This is a genomic window from Streptomyces sp. NPDC088732, assembly GCF_044751205.1.
Lineage (GTDB): Bacteria > Actinomycetota > Actinomycetes > Streptomycetales > Streptomycetaceae > Actinacidiphila.
On the sequence record NZ_JBIVLI010000018.1, the window covers coordinates 98713 to 121024 of the forward strand.

The following is a 22312-nucleotide window of genomic DNA, read 5'->3' on the forward strand; positions in this document are numbered from 1 at the left end:
CGTGCCCCGTCGCGTCGGCCCGTCGGCCCGTCGGCCGCAAGAGCCCTACCGGGCCCCGGCGTTGGCGGCCCTGATCAGGGCGTCCTGGTTCACGGTGCCCACGTAGACCTTGCCGCTGTCGGTGATCAGGGCGTTGACCAGGCGGGTGCCGACGACCGTGCCGGTGCCGAAGTCGCCCTTGACGTCCTTGCCGAAGGAGCCGAGCAGCGACGGGCCCCCGAGGTCCTGGCCCTCGGCCTTGCCGGGGCCCTGGTTCAGGGCGTCCTTCGGCAGCTGGAGCTCGGCGATCGAGTCCCAGCCCTTGCCGAGCACGCCGATGCCGTCGAGCCCGTCGAGCCCGTCGAGTCCGGGGAGCTCACCGGGCGCCGGGTGGGTGCCGTGCGCGCCGTCCGCGGCGTGCTTGCCCGCCTTCTCCGTCGTCACCTTGGCGCCCTTGGGCGGCGTGAACTCAAAGGTGGCGGCCGAGGGCTTGGCGAAGTCCACCTTGGTGAAGGCGACATCGACGATGGCCTTGCCGCCGCCGTGGGGGGCCAGCGTGAACTTCAGGGGCACGCCGGTCGCGGAGTCGACGGCGATCCGGACGGAGCCGACCGTCGAGTCCTTGGCCTTGGGCGTGACCACGAGCTGGTAGGCGCTGCGGCCCGCGACACGCGCCGTGCCGTCCACCGACACGGTGGTGGTGCCGTCCACCGCGTCGAGGAGTTGCTTGGCCGCCTGCTGCGGGCTCGTGGGCCAGCCCTCGGGCAGCTTGTGCTCGCCCTTGTCCTTGGCGGCGCCGGACTCCTGCGGCACATCGGTCAGGTGGTAGGCGGAGTTGGTGGCGCTGTCGTAGGCCCAGACCTCGTCACCGTTGTGGATGAGGCTGTACTCGGCGGCGTCCTCCACGATGGAGACCTTCTGCCGGGCGGGACCGTCGGCCGCGATGTGCAGCGTGTGGGAGCCGGCGAGGAGCTGCGTCAGCTGCTCCTCGGGTGCGGCGGAGGAAGAAGAGTCCCCACCGCGGCTCTCGTCCCGTCCACCGCCACCGCCGCCGAAGAGGCCGGAGGGGCCGCCGGATCCGGACAGGAAGGACGGGAGCCCGAAATCGGTGGTGATCCGGACGGAGCCGGAGACCGTTTGGGTGTCCGAGGCCGCGATCTTGGCGATCAGCTCCTCGGCGGTGATCTTCGGCAGCTCCGGGCTGCCCGCGCTGGCCAGCGCCGGTACGAGCCCTATGGTGGCCGCGGCGGCACCGGCCGCCAGGACCGGAACCGCGTAACGTATCGCCTTGGTCCGGCGCCGGCGGTCCCGGTCGTCGTCCATGGGCTGAGTCGGTGCCATTACGTCCCTACCTCCGTTGTCAACGGCGGGTTGTCGTCAGCGTCGCACTCGGTCGCACTCGTCCACCTATTGGGCCATTGTCACCCGATCCGCCGTGTGGTGGGTGCTTCCCATCCCATCAATCCGGCCGGCCGGGCACATCACCCGGCGGGATCAACTCGGCGTACACCTCTGGGAGGAGGCCCCTGAGGGCGGCTCAGGGCGCGGTGCGCGGACCTCGCGTCCGGACGGGGAGGGACGGGCGCCGGTCAGCCCGCGCGGTGCACCACCGCGTCGCAGAGCCCCTCCAGGGCCTGCTTGGCGGCGCAGTCCGGCAGCGGGGCCAGCAGCGCCCGCGCCTCGTCCGCGTACCGGACGGTGTCCCGCCGGGCCTGCTGCAGTGCGGGGTGGGCCCGCATCAGGGCGAGCGCCTCGGCGTGCCGGAGGTCGTCCGTGAGGTCCCCGTCGAGCAGTTCGCACAGCCGGCGGTCGTCGGACGGCGCGTAGCCGCCGGCGTTGGCCACGGCCGCACGCAGGTGCAGCACCGGCAGGGTCGCCACACCTTCGCGCAGGTCCGTGCCCGGGGTCTTGCCGGACTCGTGCGAGTCGCTGGCGATGTCCAGGACGTCGTCGGCGAGCTGGAAGGCGGTACCGACCCGCTCCCCGTACTGGGTGAGGATGTCGACGACCGCCTCGCCGGCGCCCGACATCATCGCGCCGAAGCGGCAGGAGACGGCGATCAGGGAGCTGGTCTTGCCGGCGATGACTTCCAGGTAGTGCTCGATGGGGTCCCGCCCGTCGCGCGGGCCGACGGTCTCCAGAATCTGCCCGGTGACCAGCCGCTCGAAGGCCTCGGCCTGGATGCGTACGGCCTCCGGCCCGAGGTCGGCCAGTATGTGGGAGGCCTTGGAGAAGAGGAAGTCGCCGGTGAGTACGGCAACCGAGTTGTCCCAGCGGGCGTTGGCGCTCGGCACGCCGCGCCGCACCGCGGCCTCGTCCATCACGTCGTCGTGGTAGAGCGTCGCCAGGTGGGTCAGCTCGACCACCACGGCCGCCGGCACGATCTTGGGCGCGTGCGGGTCACCGAACTGCGCGGCCAGCATCGCCAGCAGCGGCCGGAACCGCTTTCCGCCGGCATGCACCAAATGCCGCGCCGCCTCTGTGATGAAGGGCACATCGCTCTTCGTCGCCTCGAGGATGCCTTCCTCCACGGCCGACAGCCCGGCCCGGACATCGGCCTCGAGTACCTCGTCCATAACGCTCAGCCCGAAGGGCCCGACGACGGTCGTCACCTGGGATTCTCCTGTCGCTGAGATCACTTCTGCGGCGTGTGGCGTGGCGCAGCACTACACCGGCAGCGTAACCGGTCCCCTCTCGATCACTGCGGGGGCATGGCCCCCTCGGGCCACTACAGCCGGTTTTGCCCGGCTGTTCGGGTCGCCCGGCCCCGGAGGGCGGCCCTCGCCGGTGCCCGGTCCCGGCCTCGGAACGCCGGCCGGCGCCTCCCGGCGGCATCTGCCACCGCTCTCCCGCCTTCCCCGGCACGGCGCTGCGCATGCGTGGTCACCGGTGCGCCCCGGAGCCGCGGGGAGGCCCGACGCCGGACGGGCGGGCACACTGGGCCACCCGGATGACCGGAGGGCGGCAGCGGGCGTCCTGGTGCGCCCTGGCAGGCACGTACGCGGGGGCGGCCGCACCCGGAACGACGGCGGGCCGGGTCAGGAGTCCTGACCCGGCCCGCCGCGCGGAGAACGCCGATCAGCGCCCGTGCGCCGCCGTCACCGCCCGGGCCAGTCGCGGTGATGCCCACTCCGTGCCGCACACGAAGCGCAGCACCGGCCCGAAGGTGGCCGCCGCGGGCAGCCCCGTGAAGTAGAGCCCCGGCACCGAGGAGCCGAAGTCGGCGCCCAGCCGCGGGGACCCGCCCGTGCGGGCCAGCGCGGCACGCAGCTCAGGGGCGAGGAAGTCGAGGGCGTCCAGGTCCACGCGGTAGCCGGTGGCGGCGATGACGTGGTCGGCCGCGAACTCGGCGGCGCGTCCGCCGGGCGCCGCGGTGGACAGCACGACCTTGCCCTCGCCGTCCAGGCGGGCGCTGCGCAGCGCGTGCCCCTCGCTGACCGCGACCTTCCCCTCGAAGCGCTCGCGCAGCCACCACGCCCCGAGCGGCCCCAGTACGCGCCGCACCAGGTACAGCCGCAGCGACGCGGGCAGCGGGCGGAAGTACTGGGCGTGGTACGAGAAGGCGTACAGCGACCAGGCCCGCCCGAAGGGCGACTCGGGCCGCAGCCGCGGCTGGCGGTCCGGCGGGTCGCCGAAGCCGACCGCGCGCCGTCCGCGGGCCAGCAGGCGCACGGTCGCACCCGCCTCCGCCAGCAGGGCCGCGCTCTCCAGCGCGGACTGGCCGGCGCCGACGACGGTCACCTCACGTCCGGCGAACCGGGCGAGGTCGGTGTGCTGGGAGCTGTGCGAGACCGGCCCGGTGGCCGAGGGCCCGTCCGGCGCCAGGCCGCGCAGCAGGTCGGGGGTGTGGGCGAAGCCGAGCAGACCGCTGGCGACGACGACGGCCCGCGCCTGGAACTGCTCCCCGGAGTCCAGCTTGAGGTCGAAGCCGCCGCCGGGCCGCCGGTCGACGGAGACCACGCGCACCTGCTCCAGGTCCGGGACCAGCTGCTGCTGGAACCACTGCCCGTACCGGACGAAGGTCTCGGAGGGAATCAGGTCCCAGTCGGTGACCAGCGGCCGCTCCCCCATCTCCCGGCCGAAGTCGGCCAGGGTGAACCCCTTGCGGCCGGTGGAGATGTTGGAGGCGGGCGGCGTGGACTTGAGGACCATGCCGGCCGGCATGTTCTCCCGCCAGCTGACCATCGGATCACCGAAGGTGCGTACGGGCACACCGCGTTCACGCAGGTGGGAGGCGATGGACAGGCCGTACGGCCCGGCTCCGATCACGGCTACGGGCGTCGTCATGAGGGGTCCTTTCGCAGCGCGGTTCGACGTCGTGACCGGTACATCTGGATCAGGTGCCGCGCGCCCGGGCGGACGAAGCGGGCGAGCATGGTGACGAAGGGCTTGAGGTCGTCGGAGGCCAGCCATGCCAGCTCCGTGCCGCTGGCGCGGGCGGGTGCGTGGGGTGTGGTGTAGCCGCTGCGCCGGTAGGCGAGCAGCGCGGGCAGGTCGATGTTCTCCACGACGAAGCGGCGGCCCTCCAGCTGGCCGGCGCGCGGGATCTCGCGGCCGGTGAGGTCCAGGTGCTGGGCCCGGACGACATCGATCCCGACCGCGGACTCGAAGAGCCGGAACTGGGCGCCCATGCGCGGGTTGAAGTCGAGCAGTTTGTAGCGGCCGTCGCGGCGGTCGTAGCGCCAGTCCAGGTCGGCGATCCCCTGGAAGCCGACGCTCTTGCAGAACTGGGCCGCCAGCGCGGCGAGTTCGGGGTTGGCGACGACATAGGCGCAGGCGGTCATCCCCGCGTGCGGTGGCCAGGAACGGACCTTGACCCCGGTGAACAGCACCGGTTCGCCCGCGCCGAAGTACGCGTGCACGATCCAGTCCTCGGCCTCCTCGCGCGGCAGGTACTCCTGGAGGATGACGCCGGGCTTCGGCCCCCAGCCGCGGGCCAGTTCCAGCAGCTGCCGCGGGCCCTCGATCCGGGTCGTGCCGGGTACGGCGGGTGCTCGCCGCCGTACGAAGGCCTCCCGGTTCTTGGCGACGACGGGGAAGCGCGCGGTGGCCGCGAACTTCTCCACGTCCTCGTAGGAGTCCGGGAAGGACGCCTGCGGCGACGGCACGCCGTACTGGACGCAGAGTTCGTGCAGCCCCTGCTTGCTCGCCAGCCGGCGCGACAGCCGCGGGTCCTCGGTGCGCGGGAACAGGAAGAACTCGGCGAGTTCGTCGGCGTGCTCGGCGATGAGCACGGCCGCCTCCTCGTCGGTCGGTAACAGCACCGTCGGGCGCCCGATCCGGCGGCCGATGCGGCGTAACCCCTCCACCAGCCGTTCCGCCGGCTCCAGTCCGGTGGTCGGCCAGACGAACCGGTCGCGCAGGTACCGCGAGGCGGCGGCAGGAGTCCGCCGGTCCTCGGTGATGGCGTACATGGGGACGCCGAGCCTCCCCAGACTCCGGATCGCTCCCACCCCGCCGTGATGCAGCGGATAGTTGCCGATTTTCACGATCAATCCGGGCACGGCAGGATCGATCGCGAACGCGGACCTCACCACGTAATCCCCCCAATGATCACGGTTTCATCGGCCCACCCCGACCGTGACCTGAAAGGAAGCTAAGCCCGAATTGACCGCGTCGGCAAGACTTTTCCGGACATTGCGAACTCTTTAGGCAACGCCCGGCGGTCCGCTCGGCGCCGCTCCGCCGCAGGTCACAGGGGTGCCGCGCGGACCGGCCCGGAGGGGCGCGCGGAGGCCTGCCGTGCTCCCGGCGGTGCCCGGGGCCCCGCGGACGCCGAAGCGCCCCGGAGCCTGCCGGGCTCCGGGGCGCTTCGGGACGGTACGGGACCGTACGGGGGTCAGCGGATGAAGGTGCCCGCCTGGTTGGCCAGATCCAGGAAGTACTGGGGTGCCACACCCAGGACCACCGTGACGGCGACGCCGATGGCGATCGCGGTCGACGTGAGCGGCGAGGGCACCGCGACCGAGGGGCCGTCCGCCTTGGGCTCGCTGAAGAACATCAGCACGATCACGCGGATGTAGAAGAAGGCCGCGATCGCCGACGACAGGACACCCACGATCACCAGCGGCACCGCGCCGCCCTGCGCGGCGGCCTTGAAGACCGCGAACTTCCCCGCGAATCCCGAGGTCAGCGGGATGCCCGCGAAGGCCAGCAGGAAGACCGCGAAGACCGCGGCGACCAGCGGGGAGCGCCGCCCCAGGCCCGCCCAGCGCGACAGGTGCGTGGCCTCGCCGCCCGCGTCGCGCACCAGCGTGACGACCGCGAAGGCGCCCAGCGTGACGAACGAATAGGCCGCCAGGTAGAAGAGCACCGACGAGACGCCCTCCTGCGAGGTGGAGATGACGCCGGCGAGGATGAAGCCGGCGTGGGCGATGGAGGAGTACGCCAGCAGGCGCTTCACGTCCGTCTGGGTGACGGCCACGATCGCGCCGACCAGCATCGTGAGGATCGCGACGCCCCACAGCACCGGCCGCCAGTCCCAGCGCAGTTCGGGCAGGACGACGTACAGCAGCCGCAGGAGCGCGCCGAAGGCGGCGACCTTGGTGGCCGCGGCCATGAAGCCGGTGACCGGGGTCGGGGCGCCCTCGTAGACGTCCGGCGTCCACATGTGGAAGGGCACGGCACCGACCTTGAACAGCAGGCCCATGCCGACGAGCGCGGAGCCGATCAGCAGCAGCGCGTCGTTGCCGGAGGAGCCGGCGAGCGCCGGGGTGAGCTTGGCAGTGCCGTCCACGACCGAGGCGATGCCGGAGTACGAGACGGTGCCCGCGTAGCCGTACAGCAGGGCGATGCCGAACAGCAGGAAGGCGGAGGAGAAGGCGCCCAGCAGGAAGTACTTGACCGCGGCCTCCTGCGACATCAGGCGCCGGCGCCGCGCCAGGGCGCAGAGCAGGTACAGCGGCAGGGAGAAGACCTCCAGCGCCACGAAGAGCGTCAGCAGGTCGTTGGCGGCCGGGAAGACCAGCATGCCGCCGACGGCGAACAGCAGCAGCGGGAAGACCTCGGTGGTGGTGAAGCCCGCCCGGACGGCGTCCTTCTCCTGGTCGCTGCCGGGTACGGCGGAGCCCTGCGCGGCGAAGGAGTCCACGTGCCGGCCGTGCGCCTTGGGGTCGAGGCGGCGCTCGGCGAAGGTGAACACCCCGACCAGGCCCACGAGCAGGATGGTGCCCTGGAGGAAGAGCGCGGGACCGTCGACGGCGACGGCGCCCATGGCGGCGATGTGCGCCTTCGTGGTCGCGTAGCCGCCCGCCGCGAGGGCCACGACCGCGGCGAAGGCGGCGGCCATGCCGATGACGGCGAGCCCGACCTGGGCGGTGTAGCGCGCCCGGCGGGGCAGGAAGGCCTCGACGACGATGCCGAGCACGGCGGCGCCGAAGACGATCAGCACCGGCGCCAGCTGGGCGTACTCGATCTTCGGCGCGGTGATCTTGTCGGCGGCGAGCGGGGCCGCCGTTGTCCACAGGCTGTGGACAGCAACTGTGCTGCTCACTTGGAGGCCTCCAGCGCCGGCTTGGGGTCGGTCTTGTGCACGTCGGACAGCGTCTGCTGGACCGCCGGGTTGACGATGTCGGTCACCGGCTTGGGGTAGACGCCCAGGAAGACCAGCAGCAGGATCAGCGGGGCCACGACGGCGATCTCGCGGACCTTGAGGTCGGGCATGCCCTCGACCTCGGCCTTCACCGGGCCGGTCATCGTGCGCTGGTAGAGCACCAGGACGTACAGCGCGGCCAGCACGATGCCGACGGTGGCGATGATGCCGAGCGCCGGGTAGCGGCTGAACGTGCCCACCAGGACGAGGAATTCGCTGACGAAGGGCGCGAGCCCCGGCAGCGAGAGGGTGGCCAGACCGCCGATCAGGAAGGTGCCGGCCAGGACCGGGGCCACCTTCTGCACCCCGCCGTAGGCGGAGATGAGCCGGGAGCCGCGGCGCGAGATGAGGAAGCCCGCGACCAGCATCAGCGCGGCGGTGGAGATGCCGTGGTTGACCATGTAGAGCGTCGACCCGCTCTGGCCCTGGGTGGTCATCGCGAAGATGCCGAGGACGATGAAGCCGAAGTGCGAGATCGACGCGTAGGCGACCAGCCGCTTGATGTCCCGCTGGCCGATGGCGAGCAGGGCACCGTAGATGATGCTGATCACCGCCAGCACCAGGATCACCGGCGTCGCCCACCTGCTGGCCTCCGGGAAGAGCTGGAGGCAGAAGCGGAGCATCGCGAAGGTGCCGACCTTGTCGACGACCGCGGTGATGAGCACGGCGACCGGCGCCGTGGACTCCCCCATCGCGTTGGGCAGCCAGGTGTGCAGCGGCCACAGCGGGGCCTTGACGGCGAAGGCGAAGAAGAAGCCGAGGAACAGGGCGCGTTCGGCGGTCGCCGACATGTCCAGCTTGCCCGCCGCCCGCGCGTTGAGGATCTCCTGGAGGGAGAAGGTGCCCTGGCCGAGCTGGTCGGCGGTGACCGCGTACAGCCCGATGACGGCGGCGAGCATGATGAGTCCGCCGACCAGGTTGTAGAGCAGGAACTTCACGGCCGCGTACGAGCGCTGGCGGGCCGCCTCCTCCTCGCCGTGCTCGTGGGCACGGTCCCCGAAGCCGCCGATGAGGAAGTACATCGGGATGAGCATGGCCTCGAAGAAGATGTAGAAGAGGAAGACGTCGGTGGCCTCGAAGGAGATGATCACCATCGCCTCGACCAGCAGGATCAGCGCGAAGAAGCCCTGCGTCGGCCGCCAGCGGCGGTTGGGGTTCTTCTCCTCCAGCGGGTCGGCGTCGTGCCAGCCGGCCGCGATGACGAACGGGATGAGCAGCGCGGTGAGCCCGATGAGCGCGACCGCGATGCCGTCGACGCCCAGTTCGTAGCGGACGCCGAAGCTGGCGATCCAGGGGTGCGACTCGGTCAGCTGGTAGCGCGCGCCGCCCGGCTCGAACCGGGCGACAACGAGCGCGGCGAGCACGAACGTGGCCAGGGACACGCCCAGCGCGAGCCACTTCGCGGCCCCTCGCCGGGCCGCCGGGACGGCGGCCGTGGCGATCGCCCCGAGCGCCGGGAGCCCGGCGGTCACGGTGAGCAGGGGGAAGGACATCAGACAACACCCCTCATGAGCGGGAGCCGCTGGGCGGCCGGGAGGACGGGTACGGCTGCCGTGCCGGGCCGGTGGAGCCGCATCACGCCACCCCCCGCATCAGCAGCGTCGCCGCCACCAGCACCGCGGTGCCGGCCAGCATCGACACGGCGTAGCTGCGCACATAGCCGTTCTGGAGACGGCGCATCCGGCCGGAGAGGCCGCCGACGGCGGCCGCCGTGCCGTTCACGACGCCGTCCACACCCTTGTGGTCGACGTAGACCAGGCCGCGGGTGAGGTACTCGCCGGGCAGGACCAGGGCGACATGGTTGAAGTCGTCCTGGAGCAGGTCGCGCCGGGCGGCGCGGGTGAGCAGGTTGCCGCGCGGGGCGACGGCCGGGACCGGGCGGCGCCCGTACACGGCCCAGGCGAGGGCGACGCCGAGCACCATGACCGCCATCGTGGCGCCGGTGACCGCGCCCGCGCCGATCGGCGGGTGGCCCTCCTCGTGACCGGTGACGGGTTCCAGCCACTTCACGAAGGACTCGTTCCAGCTGAACAGCCCGCCGGCGAAGACCGAGCCGAAGGCCAGGACGATCATGGGGATGGTCATCGACTTCGGCGACTCGTGCGGGTGCGGCTCGTGGCCGTCCGCGTCGGGCTGCCAGCGCTTCTCGCCGAAGAAGGTCATCAGCATCACGCGGGTCATGTAGAACGCGGTGATCGCCGCGCCCAGCAGGGCCGCGCCGCCGAGGATCCAGCCCTCGGTGCCGCCCTTGGCGAAGGCGGCCTCGATGATCTTGTCCTTGGAGAAGAAGCCGGACAGTCCCGGGAAGCCGATGATGGCGAGGTAGCCGAGGCCGAAGGTGACGAAGGTGATCGGCATGTACTTCCGCAGGGCGCCGTACTTGCGCATGTCCACCTCGTCGTTCATGCCGTGCATGACCGATCCGGCGCCGAGGAAGAGCCCCGCCTTGAAGAAGCCGTGGGTGACCAGGTGCATGATCGCGAAGACGTAGCCGATCGGGCCGAGGCCCGCGGCCAGCACCATGTAGCCGATCTGCGACATCGTCGAGCCGGCCAGCGCCTTCTTGATGTCGTCCTTCGCGCAACCGACGATCGCACCGAAGAGCAGCGTGACCGCGCCGACCGTGACCACGGCCACCTGGGCGGTGGGCGCGGCGTCGAAGATCACGCCGGAGCGGGTGATCAGGTAGACGCCCGCGGTCACCATGGTCGCCGCGTGGATCAGGGCCGAGACCGGGGTCGGGCCCTCCATCGCGTCGCCGAGCCAGGACTGGAGCGGGACCTGGGCCGACTTGCCGCAGGCGGCGAGCAGCAGCATCAGGCCGATGCCGGTGAGGATGCCCTGGCCCGCCTTGTCCACCTGGCCGAAGAGCGGCTCGAAGGAGAAGGTGCCGAAGGTGGTGAACATCAGCATGATCGCGATGGACAGGCCGACGTCACCGACGCGGTTGACGATGAACGCCTTCTTGGCCGCCGTCGCCGCGCTGGGCTTGTGCTGCCAGAAGCCGATCAGCAGGTACGAGGCCAGGCCCACGCCCTCCCAGCCGACGTACAGCAGCAGGTAGTTGTCGGCGAGGACCAGCAGGAGCATCGCCGCGAGGAAGAGGTTGAGGTAGCCGAAGAAGCGGCGGCGCCGCTCGTCGTGCTCCATGTAGCCGATCGAGTAGATGTGGATCAGCGTGCCCACACCCGTGATCAGCAGCGCGAAGGTCATCGACAGCTGGTCGAGCTGGAAGGCGACGTCGGCGTGGAAGCCGCCGACCGAGATCCAGGTGAAGGCGGTCGAGTGCAGCGCGCGCTGCTCGCCGCTGCGGCCGAGCATGTCGAAGAAGAGCACCGCCGCGACGGCGAAGGAGCCGGCCGCGAGCACGGTGCCGATCCAGTGGCCCGTACGGTCCAGCCTCCGGCCGGCGGTGAGCAGCACACCGGCGCCCAGCAGCGGCAGGAGGACGAGCCATCCGATCAAGTAGTCCACTGTCGCTACCCCTTAGAGCTTCATCAGGCTGGCGTCGTCGACCGAGGCCGAGTGGCGGGAGCGGAAGATCGTCACGATGATCGCGAGTCCCACGACCACCTCCGCGGCGGCGACGACCATCGTGAAGAAGGCGATGATCTGGCCGTCGAGGTTGCCGTGCATACGGGAGAAGGTGACAAACGCCAGGTTGGAGGCGTTCAGCATCAGCTCGATGCACATGAAGACGATGATCGCGTTGCGCCGGATCAGCACCCCGGCCGCGCCGATGGTGAACAGCAGCGCCGCCAGGTACAGGTAGTTGACCGGGTTCACTTCGACGCCTCCTCAGTGCGCTGCTCCAGCTCGGCGACCTTGGCGACCGCCTCGGCGGAGATGTCGCGGTACTGGCCGCGGGCGCGCAGCGTCGGGCTGACGCTGAGCTCCGAGACCGTGCCGTCCGGCAGCAGGCCGGGGACGTCGACCGCGTTGTTGCGGGCGTAGACGCCCGGCGCGGGGAGCGGGGGGAGCTGCTTGCCCTCGCGCACCCGCTGCTCGGCCAGTTCGCGCTGGGTGGCGCGGGCCTCGGTGCGCTCGCGGTGGGTGAGGACCATCGCGCCGACGGCCGCGGTGATCAGCAGCGCGCCGGTGATCTCGAAGGCCCACACGTACTTGGTGAAGATCAGCGAGGCCAGTCCCTCGACGTTGCCGCCGGCGTTGGCCTGGCCGAGCCCGGTGAACTGCTTGAGCGAGGCGCTCGCGATGCCCGCGATCAGCAGGACGCCGAAGCCGATACCGGCCGCGGCGGCGAGCCAGCGCTGCCCCTTCAGCGTCTCCTTGAGCGAGTCGGCGGCGGTGATGCCGACCAGCATGACGACGAAGAGGAAGAGCATCATGATCGCGCCGGTGTAGACGACGATCTGGACGACGCCGAGGAAGTAGGCGCCCTGGGCCAGATAGAAGACCGCCAGGACGATCATCGTCCCGGCGAGCGACAGTGCGCTGTGCACGGCCTTCTTCATCAGCACGGTCGCCAGTGCGCCGAGCACCGCGACAGTGCCCAGCACCCAGAACTGGACCGCCTCCCCGGTGGAGGTGGTGTACGCCGCCGCGGTGGTCAGCGTGCTCAGCCCGTTCATGCCTCGCCTCCGGTTCCGGCGGGAGTGGTACCGCCCGTCGCGGGAACGTCCACGGCCGGCTCGCCCTGGACCGTCTCGTCGGGCTTCTCGCCCTTGGAGACCGCGACCTGCCGGACGGTGCCGGGGGCCGCGTGCGTGACCGCGCCGCGGTAGTAGTCGCCCTCGTCCATGCCGGGGAAGATCGAGTGCGGTGCCTCGACCATGCCCTCGTCCAGGCCGGCGAGCAGCTGCTCCTTGGTGAAGATCAGCGACTCGCGGCTGCTGTCGGCGAGTTCGTACTCGTTGGTCATCGTCAGCGCCCGTGTCGGGCAGGCCTCGATGCACAGCCCGCACAGGATGCAGCGGGCGTAGTTGATCTGGTAGACGCGGCCGTAGCGCTCGCCCGGCGAGTAGCGCTCCTCGTCGGTGTTGTCGGCGCCCTCCACGTAGATCGCGTCGGCCGGACAGGCCCATGCGCACAGCTCGCAGCCGACGCACTTCTCCAGCCCGTCCGGGTGCCGGTTGAGCTGGTGGCGGCCGTGGAACCGCGGCGCGGTCGGCTTCTTCTCCTCGGGGTACTGCTCGGTCAGCCGCTTCTTGAACATGGCCTTGAAGGTCACGCCGAAGCCCGCGACCGGGCCCAGGAACTCAGGCATCGTCGGCCTCCTTGCCTACGAGTTGACGCTCCGCACGGGACGGCCGCCGCGGGACGGGCGGCAGCTCCTGGCCGGGCAGCGGCGGCACGGGGTACCCGCTCGCCATGGGGTCGAACTGCTCGGGCGGCCCCGCCGCGGCGGCCGCCTCCTTCTCCTTCTCGCCGCGGTCCCGCAGGACGTCGAAGGCGAGGGAGACCAGGAGCAGCAGGACGACGGCTCCGCCGACGTAGAGCACGATCGACTGGAAGTCGTAGTTCGCGTTGCGCAGTGCCCGGACGGTGGCGACGAGCATCAGCCACACCACGGAGACCGGGATGAGCACCTTCCAGCCCAGCTTCATCAGCTGGTCGTAGCGCACGCGGGGCAGCGTGCCGCGCAGCCAGATGAAGAGGAAGAGCAGCAACTGGACCTTGACCACGAACCACAGCAGCGGCCACCAGCCGTGGTTGGCGCCCTCCCAGAAGGTGCTGATCGGCCACGGGGCCCGCCAGCCGCCCAGGAAGAGCGTGGTCGCGACCGCCGAGACGGTCACCATGTTCACGTACTCGGCGAGCATGAAGAGCGCGAACTTGATCGAGGAGTACTCGGTGTTGAAGCCGCCGACCAGGTCGCCCTCGGACTCGGGCATGTCGAAGGGGGCCCGGTTGGTCTCGCCGATCATCGTGCCGATGTAGATGATGAAGGAGACCGGCAGCAGCACGATGTACCAGCGGTCGTGCTGCTGGGCGACGATCTGCGAGGTCGACATCGAGCCGGAGTAGAGGAACACCGAGGCGAAGGCGACGCCCATCGCGATCTCGTACGAGATCATCTGCGCGCAGGAGCGCAGGCCTCCGAGCAGCGGGTACGTCGAACCGGACGACCAGCCGGCCAGCACGATGCCGTAGATGCCGACGGACGCGGTGGCCAGGATGAACAGGATGCCGATCGGCAGGTCGGTGAGCTGCATCGGCGTGCGGGTGCCGAAGATCGAGACCTCGTTGTCGGCAGGCCCGAAGGGGATCACCGCGATCGCCATGAAGGCCGGGATGGCCGCGACGATCGGGGCCAGCACGTAGACGACCGCGTCGGCCTTCTTGACGATCAGGTCTTCCTTGAGCATCAGCTTCACGCCGTCGGCGAGCGACTGGAGCATGCCCCAGGGGCCGTGCCGGTTGGGGCCGATGCGCAGCTGCATCCAGGCGACGACCTTGCGCTCCCACACGATGGAGAACAGCACGGTCAGCATCAGGAACGCGAAGCAGAAGACCGCCTTGATCGCGATCAGCCACCACGGGTCCCGCCCGAACATGGACAGGTCCTCGACGGACAGGGTCGTCACTGGGCCACCTCCTTCGTGGGCGCGGCCACCGTGACGACCTGGCCGGGCAGGGCGCCGGTGTCCGAGGCGAGACCGCCGCCCACGGAGTTCAGCGGCAGCCACACGACGCGGTCGGGCATCTCGGTCACCTGGAGCGGGAGCCGTACGGCGCCCGCGGGGCCGGAGATCTCGGCCTCGGCGCCGTCGGTGAGGCCGATCTCCTCCGCCGTGGCCGCCGACAGGCGGGCGACCGCCGGGTGGCGGGTGCCGGCGAGGGCGTCGTCGCCCTGCTGGAGCAGGCCCTGGTCGAGCAGCAGCCGGTGGCCGGCGAGAACGGCCTCGCCGACGCCCGGCTTGGGGATCGGGCGGCCGGTCTCGCGCGGCGCGGCGGCCCGCGGACCGTCCACCGGGGCGAGCCGGGTGAGTTCCGCGCGCGCCGCCTTCACATCGGCGAGGCCGAGGGGGACGTCGAGCGCGTCGGCCAGCATCGTCAGCACCCGGGCGTCCGGGAACTGGTGGCGCTGGACCTGCTGGGCGGGCTTGATCGCGGTCTCGAACGGGCGTGCCCTGCCTTCCCAGTTGAGGAAGGTGCCGGCCTTCTCGGCGACCGCGGCCACCGGCAGGACGACGTCCGCCCGCCCGGTGACCTCGCTCGGCCGCTGCTCCAGGCTGACCACGAAGCCGACCGCGTCCAGGGCCGCGCGGGCCATGGCCGGGTCGGGCAGGTCGGCGACCTCCACGCCGCCCACGAGCAGCGCGCCGAGTTCGCCGGCCGCCGCCGCCTCCAGGATCGCGGTGGTGTCGCGGCCGAAGCGGGACGGGAGCGTGGCCACGCCCCAGACCGAGGCGACCTCGTCGCGGGCGCGGGGGTCCGCGACCGGGCGGCCGCCGGGCAGCAGCCCCGGCAGGGCGCCGGCCTCGACCGCGCCGCGCTCACCGGCCCGGCGCGGGATCCACGCCAGGCGGGCGCCGGTGGCACCGGCCAGCCGGAGCACCGCGGTCAGCGCGCCGGGCACGGCCGCCAGCCGCTCGCCGACCAGGACGACCGCGCCCTCGGCGCGCAGCGCCTCGTGCGCCGCGCGGCCGTTGGCGTCCAGGCCGACGCCGCCGGCGAGCGCGTCCAGCCACTCGGTCTCGGTGCCGGGCGCGGCGGGCAGCAGGGTGCCGCCGGCCTTGCCCAGTCCGCGGGTGGCGAAGGGCGCGAGCGCGAAGGTCTTCTGCCCGTGCTTGCGCCAGGCCTTGCGCAGCCGCAGGAAGACGCCGGGCGCCTCCTCCTCGGCCTCCAGCCCGGCCAGCAGCACCGCGGGGGCGCTCTCCAGCAGGCGGTAGGTGACGCCGTCGCCCGACAGGTCCCGTCCGCGGCCCGCCACGGCGGCGGCCAGGAAGTCGGCCTCCTCGGCGGAGTGCGCGCGGGCCCGGAAGTCGACGTCGTTGGTGTCCAGGGCGACGCGGGCGAACTTGGCGTACGCGTACGCGTCCTCGACGGTGAGCCGGCCGCCGGGCAGTACGCCGGTGCGGCCGCCGGCCGCGGCGAGCCCGCGGGCCGCCGCCTCCAGCGCCTCGGGCCAGCTCGCCGGCTCCAGTTCACCGCTGTCGGCGTTGCGCACCAGCGGCGTGGTCAGCCGCTCGGGGCGCTGCGCGTAGCGGAAGCCGAAGCGGCCCTTGTCGCAGATCCACTCCTCGTTGACCTCGGGGTCGTCCTGCGCGAGCCGCCGCATGACCTTGCCGCGCCGGTGGTCGGTGCGGGTGGCGCAGCCCCCGGCGCAGTGCTCGCACACGCTCGGCGAGGAGACCAGGTCGAAGGGGCGGGAGCGGAAGCGGTAGGCCGCCGAGGTCAGCGCGCCGACCGGGCAGATCTGGATGGTGTTGCCGGAGAAGTACGACTGGAAGGGGTCGCCCTCCCCCGTGCCGACCTGCTCCAGCGCCCCGCGCTCCAGCAGTTCGATCATCGGGTCGCCCGCGACCTGCTCGGAGAAGCGGGTGCAGCGCGCGCACAGCACGCACCGCTCGCGGTCCAGCAGGATCTGGGTGGAGATCGGCATGGGCTTGGCGTAGGTCCGCTTGCGTCCCTCGAAGCGGGTGTCGGCCTGGCCGGCGGACATCGCCTGGTTCTGCAGCGGGCACTCGCCGCCCTTGTCGCAGACGGGGCAGTCCAGCGGGTGGTTGATGAGCAGCAGCTCCATCACCCCGCGCTGGGCCTTCTCCGCGACACCGGAGGTGAGCTGGGTCCGCACGACCATTCCGTCGGTGCAGGTGATCGTGCAGGACGCCATGGGCTTGCGCTGGCCCTCGACCTCGACGATGCACTGCCGGCAGGCGCCGACCGGGTCCAGGAGCGGGTGGTCGCAGAAGCGCGGGATCTCGATCCCGATCAGTTCGGCGGCCCGGATCACCAGCGTGCCCTTGGGCACGGACAGTTCGACGCCGTCGATGGTGACGGACACCAGGTCCTCGGGCGGCACCGCTGCCTCTCCGGAAGCGGCGTTCGTGGTGACGGTCACGCGTTCACCTCCAGGTGAGACTTGTCGGCCCAGACCGTGGACCTGGACGGGTCGAAGGGGCAGCCGCGGCCCTCCAGGTGCTCCACGTACTCGTCGCGGAAGTACTTGAGGGAGGAGAAGATCGGGCTGGCCGCTCCGTCGCCGAGGGCGCAGAAGGACTTGCCGTTGATGTTGTCCGCGATGTCGGCGAGCTTGTCGAGATCGGCCAGGCTCCCCTTGCCCGCCTCGATGTCCCGCAGCAACTGGACGAGCCAGTACGTGCCCTCGCGGCAGGGGGTGCACTTGCCGCAGGACTCGTGGGCGTAGAACTCGGTCCAGCGGGTGACGGCGCGCACCACGCAGGTGGTCTCGTCGAAGCACTGCAGCGCCTTGGTGCCGAGCATCGAGCCGGCGGCGCCGACGCCCTCGTAGTCCAGCGGGACGTCGAGGTGCTCGTCGGTGAACATCGGGGTCGAAGAGCCGCCCGGCGTCCAGAACTTGAGCTTGTGGCCCGGGCGCATGCCGCCGCTGAGGCTGAGCAGCTGGCGCAGGGTCACCCCGAGCGGGGCCTCGTACTGGCCGGGGTTCGCGACGTGGCCGCTGAGCGAGTACAGCGTGAAGCCCGGGGACTTCTCGCTGCCCATGGAGCGGAACCACTCCTTGCCCTTGTGCAGGATCGCCGGCACCGAGGCGATGGACTCCACGTTGTTGACCACCGTCGGGCAGGCGTACAGGCCCTCGACCGCCGGGAAGGGCGGCCGCAGCCGGGGCTGGCCGCGCCGGCCCTCCAGCGAGTCGAGCAGCGCCGTCTCCTCGCCGCAGATGTACGCGCCGGCTCCGGCGTGCACGGTCAGCTCCAGGTCGAAGCCGCTGCCGAGGATGTTCTTGCCGAGGTAGCCCGCCTCGTACGCCTCGGCGACCGCGTGGTGCAGCCGCCGCAGCACGGGGACGACCTCGCCGCGCAGGTAGATGAAGGCGTGGTTGGAGCGGATCGCGTGGCAGGCGATCACCATGCCCTCGATCAGCGAGTGCGGGTTGGCGAAGAGCAGCGGGATGTCCTTGCAGGTGCCCGGCTCCGACTCGTCGGCGTTGACGACGAGGTAGTGCGGCTTGCCGTCGCCCTGCGGGATGAACTGCCACTTCATCCCGGTGGGGAAGCCGGCGCCGCCGCGGCCGCGCAGACCCGCGTCCTTGACGAAGGCGATCACGTCGTCCGGGGGCATCGCGAGCGCCTTGCGCAGGCCCTCGTAGCCCTCGTGCCGGCGGTACGTGCCGAGTGTCCAGGACTGCGGGTCGTCCCAGAAGGCCGACAGAACGGGTGCGAGCACCTTCTCCGCCGAGTCAACCATCGTCACTGCTCCCCCTCGCCTTCGTTCGTGCGCTGCTCGGTGACGGGCCCGGCGGGGTGGTCCGGGTCGGAGACCGCGGACTCCTGCGGGGCGTCGTGGGAGCTGGTGTGCGCCGGCGGCACCTCGTCGCGCGGCGGGGCGGAGGTCTGCCGCGGCACGCCGCCGCCGGACCCCGGCAGGGCCTCGCCGCGGGAGAGCCGCAGCCCGGCCAGCGAGGCCGGGCCGGCGCCGCCGCTCGCCTCGACGGCGCCGGGGCGCTCGTCGGGGAACCCGGCGAGGATCCGGGACGTCTCCTTGTACGTGCACAACGGAGCGCCCCGGGTGGGCTCGACGGTCCGGCCGGCCCTCAGGTCGTCGACGAGCCGCTTGGCCGACTGCGGGTCCTGGTTGTCGAAGAACTCCCAGTTGACCATCACCACGGGGGCGAAGTCGCAGGCCGCGTTGCACTCGATGTGCTCCAGCGTGACCTTGCCGTCCTCGGTGGTGCCGCCGTTCTCGACGCCGAGGTGCTCCTTGAGCTCCTCGAAGATCGCGTCCCCGCCGAGCACCGCGCACAGGGTGTTGGTGCAGACCCCGACCTGGTACTCGCCGGACGGCGCCCGGCGGTACATGGTGTAGAAGGTCGACACCGCCGTCACCTCGGCCGTGGTCAGCCCGAGCATCTCGGCGCAGAAGCGGACCCCGGTACGGGAGACATGGCTCTCCTCCGCCTGCACCAGGTGCAGCAGCGGAAGCAGGGCGCTGCGGCTGCTGGGGTAGCGCGCGATGATCTCGCGCGCGTCCGTCTCCAGGCGCTGCCGTACGTCGGCCGGGTAGTCCGGCGCGGGCATCGCGGGGATGCCGAGTGATACCTCAGTCACCGGTCGACGCCTCCCATCACGGGGTCGATGGACGCCACCGCGACGATGACGTCGGCGACCTGGCCGCCCTCGCACATCGCCGCCATGGTCTGCAGATTGGTGAAGGACGGGTCCCGGAAGTGGACGCGGAAGGGGCGGGTGCCCCCGTCGCTGACCACGTGGACCCCGAGTTCGCCCTTGGACGACTCGACGGCGACGTACGCCTGGCCGGGCGGCACCCGGAAGCCCTCGGTCACCAGCTTGAAGTGGTGGATCAGGGCCTCCATGGAGGTGCCCATGATCTTCTTGATGTGGTCCAGCGAGTTGCCGAGACCGTCCGGGCCGAGCGCCAGCTGCGCGGGCCAGGCGATCTTCTTGTCGGCGACCATGACCGGGCCGGGCTGCAGCCGGTCCAGGCACTGCTCGACGATCTTCAGCGACTCGCGCATCTCGTCCAGGCGGATGAGGAAGCGGCCGTAGGAGTCGCACGTGTCGACGGTCGGGACCTCGAACTCGTAGTTCTCGTAACCGCAGTACGGCTGCGACTTGCGCAGGTCGTGCGGCAGGCCCGTGGAGCGCAGGATCGGGCCGGTGGCGCCGAGCGCCATGCAGCCGGCCAGGTCCAGGTAGCCCACGTCCTGCATCCGGGCCTTGAAGATCGGGTTGCCGGTGGCGAGCTTGTCGTACTCGGGGAGGTTCTTGCGGAACTTCTTCACGAACTCGCGGATCTGGTCCACGGCGCCGGGCGGCAGGTCCTGGGCGAGGCCGCCGGGGCGGATGTACGCGTGGTTCATCCGCAGGCCGGTGATCAGCTCGTAGATGTCCAGGATCATCTCGCGGTCGCGGAAACCGTAGATCATGATCGTGGTGGCGCCGAGCTCCATGCCGCCGGTGGCGATGGCCACCAGGTGCGAGGAGATGCGGTTCAGCTCCATCAGCATCACGCGGATGACGGAGGCCCGGTCGGGGACCTCCTCGGTGACGCCGAGCAGCTTCTCCACCGCCAGGCAGTACGCCGTCTCGTTGAAGAACGGCGTCAGGTAGTCCATGCGCGTCACGAACGTGGACCCCTGGGTCCAGGTCCGGAACTCCATGTTCTTCTCGATGCCGGTGTGCAGGTAGCCGATGCCGCAGCGGGCCTCGGTGACCGTCTCGCCGTCGATCTCCAGGATCAGCCGGAGCACTCCGTGGGTGGACGGGTGCTGCGGACCCATGTTGACGACGATGCGCTCGTCGTCGGCCTTGCCGACGGTCTCGGACAGTTCGTCCCAGTCGCCGCCGGTGACGGTGAAGACCCGGCCCTCGGTGGTGTCCCGCTCCGCGGCCTGCCGGGGTGCGGCGTGCGATGTGCCGTGCGTGCTCACGAGTACGACCTCCGCTGGTCCGGAGCCGGGATCTGGGCGCCCTTGTACTCGACGGGGATGCCGCCGAGGGGGTAGTCCTTGCGCTGCGGATGGCCCTGCCAGTCGTCCGGCATCATGATCCGCATCAGGGCGGGGTGGCCGTCGAAGACGATGCCGAAGAAGTCGTACGTCTCGCGCTCGTGCCAGTCGTTGGTCGGGTAGACCTCGACCAGCGACGGCACGTGCCGGTCGGCGTCGGAGACGCTCACCTCCAGCCGGATCAGCCGGTTGTGGGTGATCGAGCGCAGGTGGTAGACGGCGTGCAGCTCGCGGCCCTTGTCCTCGGGGAAGTGGACGCCGCTCACCCCGGTGCAGAGCTCGAAGCGCAGCGCGGGGTCGTCGCGCAGCGTCCGGGCGATCAGGAGCAGGTGCTCGCGCGCGACGTGGAAGGTGATCTCGCCGCGGTCGACGACGACCTTCTCGATCGCGTTGGCGGGGACGAGGCCCTGCTCCTCCAGGGCGCCCTCCAGCTCGTCGGCGACCTCGTCGAACCAGCCGCCGTAGGGCCGGTTGGAGGCTCCCGGCAGGCGCACGGTGCGCACCAGCCGGCCGTACCCGGAGGTGTCGCCGCCGTTGTTGGCGCCGAACATGCCGTGCTGGACGCGGATCGCCTCGCCGTGGTCCCCGCGCTGACCGGGCAGACCGCTCGCCTGCGCGTCCTTGTCCGGGTTCGGGGTGTCCGGGGAATCCGTCATCGGAGAAGCCCCTTCATCTCAATCGTCGGCAGCGCCTTCAGCGCCGCCTCCTCCGCCTCGCGCGCGGCCTGTTCCTGGTTCACGCCGAGCTTGCTGTGCTGGATCTTGTGGTGGAGCTTGAGAATGGCGTCCATCAGCATTTCGGGACGGGGCGGACATCCGGGAAGATAAATGTCAACAGGCACCACATGGTCAACACCCTGCACAATTGCGTAGTTGTTGAACATTCCGCCGCTGGATGCGCAGACGCCCATGGAGATGACCCACTTGGGGTTGGGCATCTGGTCGTAGACCTGGCGCAGGACGGGCGCCATCTTCTGGCTCACCCGGCCGGCCACGATCATCAGGTCCGCCTGCCGCGGGGAACCGCGGAAGACCTCCATCCCGAATCGGGCCAGGTCGTACCGCCCGGCACCGGTGGTCATCATCTCGATGGCGCAGCAGGCCAGACCGAAGGTGGCGGGGAAGACCGACGCCTTCCGCACCCATCCCGCGGCGGTCTCGACCGACGTCAGCAGGAATCCGCTCGGCAGCTTCTCTTCAATACCCATGGCTTTTCTCCGCCCCTAGTCCCATTCCAGACCGCCGCGACGCCAGACGTAGGCGTACGCGACGAAGACGGTGAGCACGAAGAGGAGCATCTCGACGAGCCCGAAGATCCCCAGGGAGTCGAACGAGACAGCCCAGGGGTAGAGGAAGACGATCTCGATGTCGAAGACGATGAAAAGCATCGCCGTCAGGTAGTACTTGATCGGGAAACGGCCACCACCGGCCGGATGCGGAGTCGGCTCAATGCCGCACTCATACGCCTCCAATTTAGCCCTGTTGTACCGTTTTGGGCCGATAATTGAGGCCATGACCACGGAGAAGATCGCGAAGCCGGCCGCGAGGCCGCCCAGCACGAGGATGGGCGCGTAGGCATTCACGTCCCCGCTCCTTCCAGTCGACGGTGACTGATGACGGACCGTGCCCGGGCATATGCGCCACGCCACCTAGATCCTCTCTATGTGAGGCAGTTCACAAGCCCGAACTGCCCGCATCTTATGCCTCCTGGTCTGTGATCTGCGACACGGGGTTCCCACTGGACTTTGTGATCTACACCACCCGGCCGAGGGTGACCGTTCCGGATGAGGCGTGATCTTCTCACGCAGGTATCTCTAATGATCACCAGAAGTCATATTTGCTCGCGTTATCGCTGGCCAGAGGGGGTGGCCCACTATCAGGCCATCGCGGCTCAAAGCAAATTGGAGCTCCCCCGGACCTCGTGATAGCGCACCGCCGCCCGTCCGGGTGAGCCTGGAAAGTCCGTGCTGACGACCGCCGGAGCCACGTGAACGCGCGCACGAGGAAATGGACTTGGATATCCGATTCATCCCGAAAAAGGAAGATCAAAAAAGGGACAATAGCACTGGGGTGGCGCCAACTGTGGCGCATCACACTTTTGTTGAACGG

General features: G+C 70.7%; 18 protein-coding genes. All 18 read right to left on the reverse strand.

What is annotated here, in order from left to right; all coding sequences use genetic code 11:
- Positions 1–45: 45 nt before the first annotated feature.
- Positions 46–1320 (reverse strand): outer membrane lipoprotein carrier protein LolA, encoded by a 1275-nt coding sequence (locus tag ACIP9H_RS28505; protein WP_401961506.1) that lies wholly within the window; start codon positions 1318–1320, stop codon positions 46–48.
- A 248-nt stretch (positions 1321–1568) separates the two neighbouring features.
- Positions 1569–2555: a polyprenyl synthetase family protein gene (locus tag ACIP9H_RS28510; RefSeq protein ID WP_401596071.1), complete on the reverse strand. Its 987-nt coding sequence runs from the start codon at positions 2553–2555 to the stop codon at positions 1569–1571.
- A 502-nt stretch (positions 2556–3057) separates the two neighbouring features.
- The gene (locus ACIP9H_RS28515) at positions 3058–4266 is read right to left on the reverse strand and encodes an NAD(P)-binding domain-containing protein (RefSeq protein ID WP_401595997.1); all 1209 of its coding nucleotides are present in this window, start codon (positions 4264–4266) and stop codon (positions 3058–3060) included.
- On the reverse strand, positions 4263–5393 hold the full coding sequence (locus ACIP9H_RS28520; protein WP_401961509.1) for an ATP-grasp domain-containing protein: 1131 nt from the start codon (positions 5391–5393) through the stop codon (positions 4263–4265). Before ACIP9H_RS28520 ends, ACIP9H_RS28515 begins: the two co-directional genes overlap by 4 nt.
- A gap of 425 nt (positions 5394–5818) precedes the next feature.
- Positions 5819–7471 carry an NADH-quinone oxidoreductase subunit NuoN gene (nuoN, locus tag ACIP9H_RS28525; RefSeq protein ID WP_401595993.1) on the reverse strand — a complete coding sequence of 551 codons (1653 nt, stop codon included), beginning with the start codon at positions 7469–7471 and terminating at the stop codon, positions 5819–5821.
- Positions 7468–9063 (reverse strand): NADH-quinone oxidoreductase subunit M, encoded by a 1596-nt coding sequence (locus ACIP9H_RS28530; RefSeq protein ID WP_401595991.1) that lies wholly within the window; start codon positions 9061–9063, stop codon positions 7468–7470. The genes nuoN and ACIP9H_RS28530 overlap by 4 nt, the downstream gene beginning before the upstream one ends.
- 82 nt (positions 9064–9145) lie before the next feature.
- Entirely contained in the window at positions 9146–11044 is a 1899-nt protein-coding gene (gene nuoL / locus ACIP9H_RS28535) for an NADH-quinone oxidoreductase subunit L (protein ID WP_401595989.1), read from the reverse strand.
- 12 nt (positions 11045–11056) lie between these two features.
- Positions 11057–11356, reverse strand: coding sequence for an NADH-quinone oxidoreductase subunit NuoK (nuoK, locus tag ACIP9H_RS28540; protein WP_319658407.1), 300 nt, complete (start codon positions 11354–11356; stop codon positions 11057–11059).
- Complete coding sequence (locus ACIP9H_RS28545; RefSeq protein ID WP_401595987.1) at positions 11353–12159, reverse strand: NADH-quinone oxidoreductase subunit J; 807 nt, start codon at positions 12157–12159, stop codon at positions 11353–11355. Before ACIP9H_RS28545 ends, nuoK begins: the two co-directional genes overlap by 4 nt.
- Positions 12156–12794, reverse strand: a complete 639-nt coding sequence (gene nuoI / locus ACIP9H_RS28550) for an NADH-quinone oxidoreductase subunit NuoI (protein WP_401595984.1) — start codon at positions 12792–12794, stop codon at positions 12156–12158. The genes ACIP9H_RS28545 and nuoI overlap by 4 nt, the downstream gene beginning before the upstream one ends.
- Positions 12787–14085, reverse strand: coding sequence for an NADH-quinone oxidoreductase subunit NuoH (nuoH, locus tag ACIP9H_RS28555; protein WP_401596069.1), 1299 nt, complete (start codon positions 14083–14085; stop codon positions 12787–12789). Before nuoH ends, nuoI begins: the two co-directional genes overlap by 8 nt.
- A 26-nt stretch (positions 14086–14111) precedes the next feature.
- The gene (locus ACIP9H_RS28560; protein WP_401595981.1) at positions 14112–16595 is read right to left on the reverse strand and encodes an NADH-quinone oxidoreductase subunit G; all 2484 of its coding nucleotides are present in this window, start codon (positions 16593–16595) and stop codon (positions 14112–14114) included.
- Positions 16592–17923: an NADH-quinone oxidoreductase subunit NuoF gene (gene nuoF / locus ACIP9H_RS28565; protein ID WP_360902979.1), complete on the reverse strand. Its 1332-nt coding sequence runs from the start codon at positions 17921–17923 to the stop codon at positions 16592–16594. Before nuoF ends, ACIP9H_RS28560 begins: the two co-directional genes overlap by 4 nt.
- A 2-nt stretch (positions 17924–17925) precedes the next feature.
- Complete coding sequence (gene nuoE, locus ACIP9H_RS28570) at positions 17926–18753, reverse strand: NADH-quinone oxidoreductase subunit NuoE (protein ID WP_401596067.1); 828 nt, start codon at positions 18751–18753, stop codon at positions 17926–17928.
- A 26-nt stretch (positions 18754–18779) separates the two neighbouring features.
- Positions 18780–20126 carry an NADH-quinone oxidoreductase subunit D gene (locus ACIP9H_RS28575; RefSeq protein WP_360902801.1) on the reverse strand — a complete coding sequence of 449 codons (1347 nt, stop codon included), beginning with the start codon at positions 20124–20126 and terminating at the stop codon, positions 18780–18782.
- Positions 20123–20860 carry an NADH-quinone oxidoreductase subunit C gene (locus ACIP9H_RS28580; RefSeq protein WP_401595979.1) on the reverse strand — a complete coding sequence of 246 codons (738 nt, stop codon included), beginning with the start codon at positions 20858–20860 and terminating at the stop codon, positions 20123–20125. The genes ACIP9H_RS28575 and ACIP9H_RS28580 overlap by 4 nt, the downstream gene beginning before the upstream one ends.
- A complete protein-coding gene (locus ACIP9H_RS28585; RefSeq protein WP_319658399.1) occupies positions 20857–21411 on the reverse strand; it encodes an NADH-quinone oxidoreductase subunit B family protein in 555 nt (184 codons plus the stop codon). The genes ACIP9H_RS28580 and ACIP9H_RS28585 overlap by 4 nt, the downstream gene beginning before the upstream one ends.
- Before the next feature lie 15 nt (positions 21412–21426).
- Positions 21427–21786: an NADH-quinone oxidoreductase subunit A gene (locus ACIP9H_RS28590; protein WP_360902808.1), complete on the reverse strand. Its 360-nt coding sequence runs from the start codon at positions 21784–21786 to the stop codon at positions 21427–21429.
- Positions 21787–22312: the final 526 nt, after the last annotated feature.